Genomic DNA, 14,549 nt, shown 5'->3' on the forward strand with positions numbered 1-14,549 from the left:
CGCGCAGTTTTTCATATTCGCTCGTGATCTACATCGCTCAGATTCCCGGCTATTTCTCGGGCGCGTGGCTCAACGAAAAGATCGGACGGCAGGCGACGATTGCATCGTATATGGTCCTCGGCGGCGTGTCCGCGCTTGCGAACGTGAAGGCCTTGTGGTCGCGCAATCTCGCACGCATCACGGCGATGACGTGGATCATGTGGCTATCGATTACCTTCAGCTATTACGCATTCTTCACGTGGATTCCCAGTCTGCTCGTGCAGAACGGCATGACGATCACGCGCAGTTTTTCATATTCGCTCGTGATCTACATCGCTCAGATTCCCGGCTATTTCTCGGGCGCGTGGCTCAACGAAAAGATCGGACGGCAGGCGACGATTGCATCGTATATGGTCCTCGGCGGCGTCTCCGCGCTTGGTCTTGCGCTCACGCGCAGCGATGCCGGCATCATGGCGTCCGGTGTGTTGCTGTCGTTCTTCATGAACGGCACGTATGCCGGCGTTTATGCGTACACGCCCGAGGTGTTCCCCACCGACGTGCGCACGACCGGCGTAGGCATGGCTTCGTCCATTGGACGGCTGGGGGCGATCGCGGCGCCCATCCTGGTGGGGTATGTCTATCCAATACTGGGTTTCGGTGGTGTGTTCGGCGCGACGACTTTCGTGCTGGTCGTCGGCGCGCTGGCGGTCGTGGTGATGGGTGTGCCCACGCGCGGTCGCTCGCTCGAGGACATAGCAGCTACGCAACTGCGCGGCTAAGCCCCCGCTTTTGATGGATGAATCGCGGTGCCATCCATTAGAGTAACGGACCATTCCATTGGCCAATTCATATGAAACTCACCGACTACAAGGCTCTCACTTTCGACTGCTACGGCACGCTTATCGATTGGGAAAGCGGCATCATGAATGGCCTGAGGCCGCTGATCGAGCGCGTGGGCCAACCGCTTACGCGTGACGCCGTGCTCGAGGCGCACGCACGTCATGAGTCGTCGCAGCAACTCTACACGCCGGCCACGCGCTATCGCGATCTGCTTCCAATTGTGTATAAGCGGATCGCCGAAGAATGGAATGTGCCCGTCACGCGCGAAGAATGCGCGACGTATGGGCAGTCCGTTCAGCATTGGCCTGCGTTCGAGGATTCGGCGGAGGCACTGCAATACCTCAAGCAGCATTTCAAGCTGGTAATCCTTTCCAATATCGACAACGAGAGTTTTGCCTATAGCAATGCAAAGCTCAAGGTTTCGTTCGACGCTGTCATTACCGCCGAGGACGTGGGATCGTATAAGCCGTCACCCCGCAATTTTGAGTACATGCTGGACAAGCTCGGCAGAATGGGCATTCCCAAGAGCGCAATTCTGCACACCGCGGAGAGTTTGTTTCATGACCACAAGCCGGCTAATGCGTTTGGACTGGCATCGTGCTGGATTTATCGACGTCATGCGCAACAGGGTTTTGGCGCGACCATGAATCCGGGCGACCAACCTCGCATCGACTTCAAGTTCACGAGCATGGCAGAGCTTGTGCAAGCGCATCGGGAAGCGTTGGCTAAAGGCTGATTTTTTCAGACGGGTCGCTGTCGGACCGCTTTAATAAACATCCCGCACATAGCGCTTTTCCTTCACCATGCGGCCCACGTAGTCCCGCGCCCTGTCGTCGCTCATGCCGCCCTGCTGAACCACCACGGATCTCAAGGCAGCATCCACATCCTTCGCCATGCGGCTGGCGTCGCCGCAAACATAGAAATGCGCGCCTTCCTCGAGCCACTTCCACAGATCGGCGCCCTGCTCCCGCATCCGGTCTTGCACGTAAATCTTCTCCGCCTGGTCGCGAGAAAACGCAAGATCAAGGCGGTTCAGCAGGCCCTTGCGACGCATTTCATCGAGTTCATCGCCGTAGTAATAGTCGGTTGCGGCATGCTGCTCGCCGAAGAACAGCCAGTTGCGGCCGGTATCGCCGCGGGCCTCGCGCTCATGCAGGAAGCCACGAAACGGCGCCACCCCCGTGCCGGGACCGACCATGATCATGGGTACATCGCCATTGCGCGGAAGCCGGAAATGCGCCGACTTTTGCACGAACACCGGGACATTGGCGTCTTCTGCGCGATCGGCCAGGAAAGTCGATGACACACCTTTTCGATGACGCCGCCCATTGTTGTAGCGTACCGCCGACACGGTGAGGTGGATCTCGTCGGCATGCGCCTTGGGACTCGACGCGATCGAATACAGGCGCGGTTGCATGCGCTTCAACATTCCAGTCAGTTCATTCGCGGAAAGCTTCACCGGAAACTCGTGCAGGACGTCCGCCAACTGCTGGCCCCAGAGCCATTTCTTCAGATCAGCCTTGCGATCTTCCCGGAGCATGTCCTTCAACGTGCCGTTGTCCGTCCGTGCCGCAATGAACGCAAGCGCGTCAGCGCTTGGCCGCGCGATTTCGTAATGCTTGCCAAGTGCATCGGCCAGGCGCATCTCGCCCGCACCCGTTACTGTGACAGGCGCATCGGGCGAAAGATGGCTCAGGCCGATGAGTTCATCGACGAGTTCAGGGCAGTTGCTCGGCCACACGCCCAAGGCATCGCCGACTTCGTATTCAAGGCCCGAGTCCTTCGATGCTAGCGAGAAATACCGTGTGTCCTTCGTCGCGCCCTGCTTGTTCAGCCGCAAGTTCTTTACAAGCCGCGACGTAGCCGGATGCGCCTTCGAAGCAACAGTCCCAGGCAAAACGGAAGGGATCAATCCATCGGCGGCGACTGCATGCAGCGCTTCGTCTTCCGCCTTGATGCGCGCGGCAATCCGTTCGAGCCAGGCGTCGGCATCGGGTTGATATTCGACATCGCAGTCCACGCGGTCGGCGAGGCGTCTAGCGCCGCGCTCCAGCATGCGTGCATCCAGTTTTCGTCCGTGGCCGCAGAACGCGTCGTAGTTGCGATCGCCGAAAGCGAGCACCGCGTAATGCACGGTGTCCAGACGCGGTGCGTTATCGGCTTGAAGTTCGGCCCAGAAGCTTTGGCCGTTATCGGGTGCATCGCCATCGCCGAACGTGCTGGTCATCAGCAGCACGTATTGCGCTTTTTCCAGGCCCGATACCGCAAAATCATCCATGCACGATGTACGAATCTCGAAGCCCGACTCCATGAGCTGAGTCGCATAGCGCTCGGTCAACGATTCGATGTTGCCTGTTTGCGATGCCCACAACAAAGTGACCTTCGGCCGTGCCCGCACGATGCGAACCGCCGGTTCCTGTACCGGTTGCTGGAGGGCTGAGGCCCCTTCCGCGCGGCTGAACAGACCGGCGAGCACGCCATCGAACCAAAGGCGGGTCTGCGGGGCAAACGGGGCGCTCACCGGCAGCACGGGAACACCGTGAGTCGCGCGCCCTTCGTTCGAACGCAACCCGCTCATGAATCCGGCTGCATACAAACGCTCCGCGTCGCTGAGTTGCGGCGCCGGCGTTTCCGGAATGCCGAGCAACGTGGAAAGAGCATCTATGCGGGACATGTCCGGTTCCTGAGTGATGTCGGTGTGATCGTCGTGCGTATCGGATATGACGTCGCTCGTTCCAGGCGCAACGCGACTCAGCGCAACGGCGCAGAACTTGAATTCGGGCTGCTGCGAAATGGGATCGACCGCATCATTGGTCACGGCGTTGATGCAAAGCTCGTCACCATAGACATCGTTCCAGTGCATCGGCGCAAAACAGTTGCCGGCGCGAACGCGATCTGTCACGACGGCCGGCAACACAGCACGACCGCGACGCGACCTGATCTCGACGGCGTCCTTCGTTTCAATGCCCAACGCCGCCGCATCTTCAGGATGGATTTCCACAAAGGGTTTCGGGTTCAGCTTGTTGAGCATTGCGACCTTGCCGGTCTTCGTCATGGTGTGCCACTGATGCTGCAAGCGACCCGTGTTCAACACGACAGGACGCTCCACGTCCGGCATCTCGGCTGGCTGCACGTGCGGGCGCGCGAAGAACACAGCCTTGCCGCTCGCGGTTGGAAACACGAGCCGAGGACGGCTGCCATCGGGCGACACTTTCAATGTCTGATGTACACCATCGTTGATGTAACGCACCGGGTTGCGATCAGATGCCGCGTCTCTCTCAACGGGCCATTGCAGTGGCGACTCGCGCAGCCGTTCATGGCTCGCGCCGCGCAGGTCGTAGCCGGTCTTCGCGTTCGATGTCCGCACGATCTCCGCAAACACATCTTCTGCCGATGCATAGCTGAACGCATCGGCGAAGCCCATTTCGCACGCCACTTGCGCGACGATCTGCCAGTCGGGCATGGCCGTTCCCGGCGGATCGACAGCCTTTTGCGTGAGCGTCATATTGCGCTCGGAGTTGATCATCACGCCTTCGGCTTCGGCCCATAACGCGCCGGGCAGAAGGACATCGGCGTAGCGGTTGGTCTCGGTATCGAGGAAGGCGTCCTGCGTAATGACGAGCTCCGCGGCCTGCAATCCCGCGATCACGGTCTGGCGGTTCGCCACGCTTGCGACCGGGTTCGTGCAGATGATCCAGCACGCCTTGATGCTGCCGGCGGCCATGCGCGAAAACATATCCACGGTGCCGTTCCCCACCGATGTCCTGAGCGAGCCTTCCGGAATGCGCCACAGGTCTTCCATGAACTCGCGGTCTTCATCGACGAGCACCGAGCGCTGCCCCGGCAAGCCCGGACCCATGTATCCCATCTCGCGGCCGCCCATCGCGTTGGGCTGACCAGTGAGTGAGAACGGGCCGCTGCCGGGACGACAGATCTTGCCCGTCGCCAGATGCAGATTGCAGATGGCATTCGTATTCCACGTGCCATGCGTGCTCTGGTTGAGGCCCATGGTCCAGCAGCTCATCCACTCCGGCGCTTCGCCGATCCATTGCGCCGCGCAGCGGATATCAGCTTCAGGAATGCCGGTGATCGCGGCGACCTTGGCGGGCGTATAGTCCGCGAGAAATGCGGGCATTGCGTCCCAACCCTCAGTCGCTTCATCGATGAAACCTGCATCCGTATGCCCGTTTTCGTACAACAGATGCAGCAAACCATTGATCAGCGCGAGGTCGGTGCCGGGCTTGATCTGCATGAAGAGACCCGCTTTGTCGGCGGTAGCGTTGCGGCGCGGATCGACCACGATCAGCTTCGCGCCCGCCTTCACGCGGTCCATCATGCGAAGAAACAGGATCGGGTGGCAGTCGGCCATGTTCGCGCCGATCACAAAAAACAGGTTGGCCTTGTCGATGTCCTGATACGACCCCGGCGGCCCGTCCGCTCCCAGCGAAAGCTTGTAGCCGCTGCCTGCGCTCGCCATGCACAGCCGCGAGTTGGACTCGATATTGTTCGTGCCCACGAACCCCTTTGCGAGCTTGTTGACAAGGTACTGCGCTTCTATCGACATCTGGCCGGAGACGTAAAAAGAAAGCGCATCGGGGCCGTGTTTGTCCAGGATGGCGCGCAGGCGGTGAGCGGTGTCGGTCAGCGCCTGTGTCATCGGAAGCGGTACTGGGTCCTGACCGCGTGCGTGACGAATAAACGCGCTTTCAAGGCGCCCCGATTTGCGCAAGGCAACGTGCGCGGACTGTCCTTTCGTGCAAAGACGCCCGAAGTTGGCAGGATGTTCCTTGTCACCCGACACCTTGACCACTTGCCCGTCCTCGACATGCAGGACCATTCCGCAGCCAACGCCGCAATAGGGGCAAACAGACTTGACGGTACCGGTGTTCATATCGGTTAGACCGCGACCCAGACTTGTCCGTCTTCAACGCGCGTTGCAAACGCGTTGACCGAGTTCGCAGGAATCTCGAGGCACTCGCCGGTGCGCAAGTCGAAGTGATGCTTGTAGATCGGCGATGCGACCACAATGCGATCGCCCAGATTGCCGATCAGTCCGCGCGAGAGCACCGAGGCCTGCGATCCCGGATCGAAGTTATCGATGGCGAACACGCCGCCTTCGCCATCGGCGAGATGAAACACCGCGACTTGCGTGCCGTTGATCAGCGCGCATACGCCGGTGTTCGGCAGGATGTCATCGAGCGCGCACACGGGCACCCACGCTGCGGGAATTCGATCAATGTTCATGACGCCCTCCATCAAACGGTTTCGACAACGACAGGGATGCCGATCAACTTGCGTTCAGCGGGCGTAGCGGGACGAATCTGCCCGCGCTCCTCGACAAAACTCACGTTGTTGTCGGACGCGTCGCTGTTCACGAAATGGCGGAACCGCTTGCGGGTTTCGGGATCGGTGACGGCTTTTTTCCACTCGCACTCGTAGGTATCGGCGACGTGCTGCATCTCGGCTTCGAGTTCGGCGGCGAGGCCGAGCTTGTCGTGCACGACAACATCGATCAGATAGTCGAGACCGCCTTCGAGATTGTCGCGCCAGACACTCGTGCGCTGCAAGCGGTCAGCGGTGCGCACATAAAACATCAAAAAGCGGTCGATGTATTTCACGAGCGTCACCGCATCCAGATCCGCCGCAAGGAGTTCAGCGTGGCGCGGTTTCATGCCACCGTTCCCGCAGACGTACAGGTTCCAACCCTTCTCGGTCGCGATGATGCCGACGTCCTTGCCCTGCGCTTCCGCGCATTCGCGCGTGCAGCCGGAGACGCCGAACTTGATTTTGTGCGGCGCGCGCAAGCCCTTGTAGCGGTTCTCGATATCGATCGCGAGGCCCACGGAATCGCCCACGCCAAAGCGGCACCACGTCGAACCAACGCACGACTTCACGGTACGCACCGCCTTGCCGTACGCGTGGCCCGATTCGAACCCGGCGGCGATCAGTTCTTCCCAGATGAACGGCAGTTGCTCGACCCGCGCGCCGAACAGGTCGACCCTCGCGCCGCCCGTTACCTTCGTGTAAAGCCCGTACTTCTTCGCGACCTGTCCGACGGCGATCAAACCATCGGGTGTCACTTCGCCGCCCGCCATGCGCGGCACGACGGAGTACGTTCCGTCGCGCTGGATATTCGCGAGGTAGTAGTCGTTCGAGTCCTGCAGGCTCGCGTGTTCCTTCTTCAACACGAACTCGTTCCAGCACGATGCAAGAATGCTGCTCACTGTCGGCTTGCAGATATCGCAGCCCAGTCCATGACCGTGTTTGGCAAGCAATTCGCCAAAGGTCTTGATGCGCTCGACGCGCACAAGGTGATAAAGCTCCTGCCGCGAAAACGCAAAGTGCTCGCACACATGATTGTTGACCGCGAGCCCTTGCTTCTTCATCTCGGCCTTCATCACTTGCGTGACGAGCGGCACGCACCCGCCGCACGATGTTCCTGCCTTGGTCGCCGACTTCAATGCGCCAATGCTCATCGCGCCGGCACACACGGCTTCGCAAATCGTCCCCTTCGATACGTCGTTGCACGAGCAGATCTGCGCCGAGACAGGAAGCGCATCGACGCCAAGACCCGGCTTCTGCCGGCCATCGGAAGAAGGGAGAATCAGGAACTCTGGCGACTCCGGCAACTCGATGCGGTTCAGCATCATCTGGAGCAAGGTGCCGTACTCGTTCGCGTCGCCGACCATCACGCCGCCGAGCAGGAACTTGCCGCAATCCGACACGACGATCTTCTTGTAGACCTGCTTGCGTTCGTCGCTGAACTGGTACGCACGGCTGCCCGGCGTCTTGCCGTGCGCGTCGCCAATGCTTGCCACGTCCACGCCCATGAGCTTCAGTTTCGTGCTCATGTCGGCTCCCGCGAACGCATGCGCTTCGCCGAGCAACTGCTTCGCGACCACGCGCGCCATGTCGTAACCCGGCGCGACGAGACCGAACACTTGCCCTTGCCACAACGCGCATTCGCCGATCGCGTAGATGTGTTCGTCGCTCGTCACGCAGTTGTCGTCGATCACGATACCGCCGCGCGCACCCACTTCGAGGCCGCTGATACGAGCGATTTCGTCCCGCGGGCGAATGCCGGCCGAAAACACGATCATGTCGGTATCGAGATGCGTGTCATCGGAGAATTGCATGCGGTGCGTGCCCGCTTCGCCGTCAATGATCGCGACCGTATTCTTCTGCGTATGAACCGTCACGCCCAGCTCTTCGATCTTGCTGCGCAGCACGCGGGCGCCGCTGTCATCGACTTGTACGGCCATCAGGCGCGGTGCGAATTCCACCACGTGCGTCTGCAACCCGAGATCACGCAACGCCTTCGCGCATTCGAGTCCCAGCAGACCGCCGCCCACGACCGTACCGGTCCGGGATCGCGCGCCGCACTCCTTCATCGCTTCCAGATCTTCAATCGTCCGATACACAAAGCAGTCAGCCCGGTCGTTACCCGCCACCGGCGGCACGAACGGATAGGACCCGGTTGCGAGAACGAGCTTGTCGTAGCCCAGCACTTCGCCGCTCGACACGGTCACCGTCCGCGCCATGCGATCGATCGACACCGCTTTCGCGTTGAGCTCGAGCCGCACGTTCTCGCGCTCGAAGAATCCCGCTTCGACCAGTGACAGATCCTGCGCCGTCTTGCCGGAGAAAAATTCCGACAGATGCACGCGATCATAGGCGGGGCGCGGTTCTTCGCAAAGTACGGTGATGTCGAGTCCATGCCCTGCTTTTTCGGCGATGCATTCGAGAAGCTTGTGCCCCACCATTCCATGACCGATGACGACGATTTTCATGATGTGAACGCTCTCAGTTTGCAATGCTGTTATTGATGCCCAATGCATCCGCGCGCAATTCGGCTTCGCGTGCCTTGTGCTCGGTGCTGAAGCGCACGGCCAGCGCGCAGAGTGCGGAGATCGAGACGAGCACGCCGAGCATTGCCAGGGTTTGCTGGACGTTGCCGAGACCTTTCATCAGGAAGCCTGCCGCGACTGCGCCCACGTTGCCGCCCGCGCCGATGATCCCGGCCACGCCGCCAAGCGCCTTGCGGTCGATGAACGGCACAAGTGCATATGTCGCGCCGCATGCCATGTGAGTGAACAGACCGAAGCAGAGCATCGCGATAACGGCGAGCCCGACGCTGGTTTCACGCGAGAACCAGTACAAGCCGAGGCCCTCGCCCGCGATCAGCACGAACAACAAGGTGGAGCGCACATCGAGTCCGCGGCGCGCGGCAAACTTGTCGGACAGCCAGCCGCCCAGTGCGCGTGCGAAGAGCGCGAGCAAGCCGAAGCTTCCCGCTGCAAGGCCCGCGGTTTTCAACGAAAGATGGAAATGGTTGACGTAATAGATCGCGGCGATGTTATGGATGAACACCTCGACGCCGAAGCATGCCGCATACGTCACGAACAACATCCATACGCGATAGTTCGCGCACGCCGCACGAAAGCTCGCCCAGCCGCCTTTCTTGCCGCCATCGATTGTGATGCCTTGCGCGCGCAGTTCATCGAAGTTGCCTTGCGGGCAGTCTTGCGTCAGGCGCCAGTAGAACACCGCCATGAGCGGCATGGCGAGGGCCGGCACCACGAGCGCATAGCGCCATGCCGATGCATCGCTTGCGCCCAGGGCAAGCATTGCTGCGAGCAACAAGGGCACCAGCGCTTGCGCCGCGCCCGCGCCTGCATTGCCCCATCCGGCGCTCGTTGCGTTAGCCGTGCCGACCACGTTCGGCGCGAACATCACCGAGGTGTGATATTGCGTGATCACGAAACTCGCGCCCACTGCACCGATCCCCAGACGCGCAAGAAGAAAGCTCGTGTAACCGCCTGAAAGCGCTGCCGCCAGCACTGGAAAAGCGCCCAGGACAAGCAACGCCGTATAGACCTTGCGCGGGCCGTATCGATCGCACATCGGGCCGATGATCAGGCGTACGAGGATGGTCGCCGCGACCGCTGCAATGTTGATGTTCGCAACCTGATCGATCGACAGACCGAACTCGCGCTGGATCAATGGCATCAGCGGCGCGCATGCGAACCACGCGAAGAAGCACACGAAGAATGCCATCCACGTGAGATGAAAAGCGCGCATTGGCGCCGTGCGAAAACTGAAGAGGTCGATCCGCGTTGCTTTATCTGACATGGCCGTTCCACAAAACAAAAAGGCGTCCCGTGATTCCAGCCAGTTGACTGAATTCAGGGGACGCCGTTGTCCAAGAAGCCCATAGGGGCTGCTGCAATAGGGTGCTGCAGTACGGTGCTGCGTGAGGCAAAAAGACGAGATCGTCGTTGATCCGTTGGCGACATCAAACGCAAGGTGTATGCCATGCGGGCTCGGATACGGCAGCACGGGGCTTTACGGGGTTTGTCGTCAATTCACAAAATGAGCGCCGATGCTTTTTGATGCAGCAAAGCACAGCTACGGTGCGCTGCGGCACTGCACACGTGCGGGCAGACGAATGGCGTTCACGTCCATGCTTGGTTGCGCGTCTTGGCCTGCTTATTGCATTTACCTTCAAGCGCATGGCAACGACGTCTTGCGCTTACTTTCGGCGATCCAGGACAACGGCGTCCCTTCGTGCACAAGCACGAGCGGATGCCGTTTTGTTTTGGAACGCCGCCAAAGGAAATCATCATCATGACTACCGGCAAGGTTACTTTGCTAAGCGCAGGCCCGGGCGACCTCGACCTGCTGACCATCAAGGCCGCGAAAGCGCTCGCACTCGCCGATATTGTCTTGCTCGACGATCTGGCGAACCCCGGGATCGCCTCGCTGGCGCCACGCGCACGCGTGATTCGCGTGGGCAAGCGCGGCGGATGCAAATCGACGCCGCAGGCTTTCATCGAACGGCTGATGCAGCGTTATGCGTTGAAGGGCCTGCACGTCGTGCGCGTGAAAGGTGGCGACGCGCTGTTGTTCGGCCGTGCCGGCGAAGAGCTCGCGGCGTTGCGACGTGCGCAAATTCCCGTCGATATCGTCAACGGGATATCGTCGGGTTTTGCGGCGGCGGCGAGCCTGGGTGTGTCGCTGACGCATCGCGAACATTGCCAGGGCGTGACCTTCGTCACCGCGCACAAGCAGGACCACGGCGAGCCGAACTGGACCGCGCTCGCAGCGACTGGAACAACGCTCGTCATCTATATGGGCATGACGCGCATCGAAAGCCTGTGCGCTTCGCTCATGAGTGCGTTGCCCGCTTCCACGCCCGCGGCCGTCGTGCAGTGGGCAGGGACGTCGGCCGAGCATCGATGGCTCGGGACGCTGGATCGGCTGGCTATCGGTGCAACCGAAGCTGGTTTGACGAGCCCTGCCGTGATTCTGATAGGCAACGCGATTGGCGAGGCCATGCAGTGGGTCGAACAACCGGCGCCCAATGTCCAGCGCGCCGCTTGACCGGCGCGATGTGCCCATGAAGTGCCTTCGCTAGTCCTGAATAAAAATACCGGCACTTGCCCCATGCTTCGCGTGCTTCTCGTCACCGACACTGACAAACCTATCGGCGATTTGCGCCAGGCACTTGCACGCCTGGGTTATGACATGCTCGCCGAAGTCGCGACCCCGGCGGCCTTGCCGAGAGTGGTGGAAGAGCAGCGTCCGGATGTAGTGATCATCGATACAGAATCGCCATCGCGCGACACACTCGAGCAGCTCGCCGTGATGAACGAGACCGCGCCGCGGCCGGTCCTCATGTTCAGCAACGATGGCGACCAGCAACTGATCCGCGATGCCGTCGGCGCCGGCGTCAGCGCGTACCTCGTGGAAGGGCTCGAAGCGGAAAAGCTCGCGCCGATTCTAGAGGTCGCGCTCGCGCGTTTCGCACGCGAAGTGCAATTGCTCAAACGCCTGGCAGATGCCGAGACGGAACTCGCGGACAGAAAGCTCATCGACAAAGCCAAGCGCCTCCTGATGGACCGGCGCAAGATGTCCGAGCAGGACGCGTACGCCCTGCTGCGCAAACGGGCAATGGACCAGGGGATGAAACTTGCTGAAGTCGCCCGGCAACTGGTATCGATGGCTGATCTATTGGGGTAGCCTGCAACGACATGAATATTTCCTCGCCCTCTTCCATCGGCAAGCCCGAGAAAACGCATATACGCCTCGGCTTCGTGGCGTTGAGCGACGCTGCGCCGCTTGTCACCGCCAAAGTCCTCGAGTTTGGTCATCGGCATGGCCTGACGCTCGAGTTGTGCAGGCAGCCTTCGTGGGCGGCGGTGCGCGACAAGCTGCTTTCGGGCGAGATCGATGCAGCGCACGCGCTATATGGTCTCGTGTGCGGCGTGCAGATGGGTATCGGCGGACCGCAGGGCGATATGGCCGTGCTCATGGTCCTGAATCGCAACGGGCAGGCGATCACGTTGTCGAACCGGCTGACCGCGGCGTTGAAACAGCACGGCAACCTGAAAGACGCGCTCGCCACGCTAGGGCGTCGTCCAGTGTTTGCGCAGACTTTCCCGACCGGCACCCATGCCATGTGGCTTTACTACTGGCTCGCGTCTCAGGGCGTGCATCCAATACGCGATATCCGCAGCGTCGTGATCCCGCCGCCGCAAATGGTCGACGCGCTGATTGACGGAGAACTCGACGGCCTGTGTGTCGGCGAGCCCTGGAACGCCGTGGCCGAAGCGCGCGGCGCGGGCAAAACGGTCGCGGTCACGAGCCAGATCTGGCCGGAGCATCCGGAGAAAGTGCTCGCGAGCCGCCGCGATTTTGTGTCGCAAAACCCGAACACATCGCGCGCGCTGATCCAGACCATGCTGGAAGCTTGCCGATGGCTCGATTACCCGAAGCATCGTATGGATATTTCAGCGTGGCTCGCGGCACCCGATGTGGTCGACGCGCCGCAGGCGCTGATCGAGCAACGGCTGCTCGGCCACTACGACCCGGCGCAGTTCGCCGTGCAGCCGCCGGGCGTCAGTTTTTTCAACGACGGTGCCGTGAATTATCCGCGCGCCTCGGATGGCCTCTGGTTCCTCACGCAATACCGCCGATGGGGAATGCTCTCTGGCGATCAGGACGATGCCGCGATCGCCGCCGCGCTCTCGGAGACAGCGCTGTATTGCGAGGCGGCTGCGTTGATGGAGGTGCGCGTACCCGAAGAACTACGCGCCGATGTCCTTATCGATGGCCAGGTGTGGGATGGGCGAGATCCGGCCGCTTATCTCGATGGATTTGATATACGCGCATAGCCTTCACCATGTTTGCCTGAAAAACGCCGCAATCGTCCAATAAAAAGAGACATACGCACGCGTTTCTCTTCCGCCATCCAACAGTCATGGTCGACGAAACCGCGTAAGCGGTCGACTGCCTCGATTGGACACTCCGATTTGAAAGATGGCGCTGCACTCGACCGAATGGCCGATGCTTCCGCTTTACCATTGCCAACACCCCTCCTGTTAGCCGATGCTTGATTGGTTACGCCCTCCCGGCTTAGGCGCTCTCCGCATCGATACCGTGGAACGCATCGTGCTTCGTGGCATTACAAACCGTCAGAACTTACCGCTAAACGAATTTGAGGCTGCCATGAGCACGTTGTCGACCGAGAAACTACAGGCTGTCGTTAAGAAGGATGCATCCTGGGTCATGGGCGCCCTCAAGAAATTCGGCGAGGACCGGTGCGCGGCAATGGCAGCAAGCATCGCATTCTACTCCGCGTTTTCGCTCGCTCCCACGCTGGTCATGGTGATCGCAGTCGCCGGCTGGGTATTCGGCGCCGAAGCAGCGCGCGGCCAGTTGTTTCACCAGGTCAACGGCATGCTGGGCGACCAAGCCGCAGCAAGCGTGCAAAGCATTGTTGAAAATGCGCATCGCAGCGGCGGAACCGGGATCGCGGCCGTCATCTCATTCGTGCTGCTGGCGGTGGGTGCATCAGCGACATTTTCATCGCTCAATACAGCACTGAATCTTGTCTGGCCGCTCGCCGGAGAGCAAAAGTCGAGCGTCTTCGCATTGGTGCGCGTCCGGCTGATCTCGTTCGGCCTCGTACTCGGCGTAGCTTTTCTGCTGATCGTGTCGCTCGTGCTCGATACCGCCATCCAGGCCGTCGGCAAATGGCTGTGGGGCGATTCGTCGTTCGTGATCATTGGCGACATTGTTCAGCTTGCCGTGGGTCTTGTCATCTTGTCCATGGCGTTCGGCGCCCTGCTGAAATTCCTGCCCGATGCCCGCGTGCAGTGGCGCGACGCGCTGGTAGGCGGCCTGGTCGCGGCCATCCTGTTTTCTGTCGGCAAGAAATTGTTCGCGTTTTACCTGACCCATGCCGGTACGGCCAACTCGTTTGGCGCAGCGGGTTCGCTCGCGGTATTGCTGATGTGGCTGTACTTCTCGGCGGCGGTGTTGCTGCTTGGCGCGGAATTCTCTGCTGCGCGCGCACGCCTTCATGATCCGCGCGGCGCATGGGGCCAGCAAAGCGGCCGTGTTCCGCCCGGCAGCCGCGCCAAGATCGGATCGATGCTTGCGGGGTCCACTATCAGCGGACGCTCCACGGATGCATCTGTCGTCGAATCCCACAGCGCTGCGCTCATACCTGGCGCGGCGCGTACGTCGATAGAACAGCGTGCCGAGCGCTCGCAGAAGCTCACGCAGCAAGCACGGAAAAAGGTCTCGGCGTTGAGTACGGCACTCACGCTCAGCCGTAAGCTCGCCAAAGCGGAAACGACCGCCACCAGAGCAACGGCGCAAGCCATGCTTGGTTGCGGCAGGAAGGCGGTGCGGGCGAATGACCTGGAGCGGCGTCATCCGTA

At 60.8% G+C, this 14,549-nt stretch carries 10 protein-coding genes; 6 read left to right on the forward strand and 4 right to left on the reverse strand.

Going from position 1 to position 14,549, the window contains the following annotated elements; all coding sequences use genetic code 11:
- Positions 1–758 (forward strand): MFS transporter (locus ACRXB1_RS15145; protein ID WP_449492444.1); only part of this gene is annotated, 758 nt, incomplete at its 5' end.
- Between the two features lie 71 nt (positions 759–829).
- Positions 830–1,555 carry a haloacid dehalogenase type II gene (locus tag ACRXB1_RS15150; RefSeq protein WP_449492445.1) on the forward strand — a complete coding sequence of 242 codons (726 nt, stop codon included), beginning with the start codon at positions 830–832 and terminating at the stop codon, positions 1,553–1,555.
- Between the two features lie 30 nt (positions 1,556–1,585).
- On the opposite strand, the gene ACRXB1_RS15155 is transcribed toward ACRXB1_RS15150, so the two are convergent.
- The 4 genes from ACRXB1_RS15155 to ACRXB1_RS15170 are packed head-to-tail and all read right to left on the reverse strand — an operon-like array spanning position 1,586 to position 9,951.
- On the reverse strand, positions 1,586–5,710 hold the full coding sequence (locus ACRXB1_RS15155; RefSeq protein WP_449492446.1) for a sulfite reductase subunit alpha: 4,125 nt from the start codon (positions 5,708–5,710) through the stop codon (positions 1,586–1,588).
- A gap of 5 nt (positions 5,711–5,715) precedes the next feature.
- Positions 5,716–6,063 carry a nitrite reductase small subunit NirD gene (gene nirD / locus ACRXB1_RS15160; RefSeq protein WP_062003619.1) on the reverse strand — a complete coding sequence of 116 codons (348 nt, stop codon included), beginning with the start codon at positions 6,061–6,063 and terminating at the stop codon, positions 5,716–5,718.
- A gap of 11 nt (positions 6,064–6,074) precedes the next feature.
- Complete coding sequence (gene nirB / locus ACRXB1_RS15165) at positions 6,075–8,609, reverse strand: nitrite reductase large subunit NirB (RefSeq protein WP_449492447.1); 2,535 nt, start codon at positions 8,607–8,609, stop codon at positions 6,075–6,077.
- 13 nt (positions 8,610–8,622) lie between these two features.
- Positions 8,623–9,951, reverse strand: a complete 1,329-nt coding sequence (locus ACRXB1_RS15170) for an MFS transporter (protein ID WP_062172309.1) — start codon at positions 9,949–9,951, stop codon at positions 8,623–8,625.
- A gap of 495 nt (positions 9,952–10,446) precedes the next feature.
- On the opposite strand from ACRXB1_RS15170, the gene cobA reads away from it, so the two are divergent.
- From cobA to ACRXB1_RS15190, 4 genes are all read left to right on the forward strand, one after another.
- Entirely contained in the window at positions 10,447–11,202 is a 756-nt protein-coding gene (cobA, locus tag ACRXB1_RS15175) for a uroporphyrinogen-III C-methyltransferase (protein WP_449492448.1), read from the forward strand.
- A 63-nt stretch (positions 11,203–11,265) separates the two neighbouring features.
- Positions 11,266–11,841 carry an ANTAR domain-containing response regulator gene (locus tag ACRXB1_RS15180; RefSeq protein ID WP_062002547.1) on the forward strand — a complete coding sequence of 192 codons (576 nt, stop codon included), beginning with the start codon at positions 11,266–11,268 and terminating at the stop codon, positions 11,839–11,841.
- An 11-nt stretch (positions 11,842–11,852) separates the two neighbouring features.
- Positions 11,853–12,995: a CmpA/NrtA family ABC transporter substrate-binding protein gene (locus ACRXB1_RS15185; protein WP_449492449.1), complete on the forward strand. Its 1,143-nt coding sequence runs from the start codon at positions 11,853–11,855 to the stop codon at positions 12,993–12,995.
- 334 nt (positions 12,996–13,329) lie between these two features.
- Positions 13,330–14,549: YihY/virulence factor BrkB family protein (locus tag ACRXB1_RS15190; protein WP_449492450.1), on the forward strand; the 1,220-nt coding region annotated here is incomplete at its 3' end.

The organism is Caballeronia sp. M23-90 (assembly GCF_053574605.1).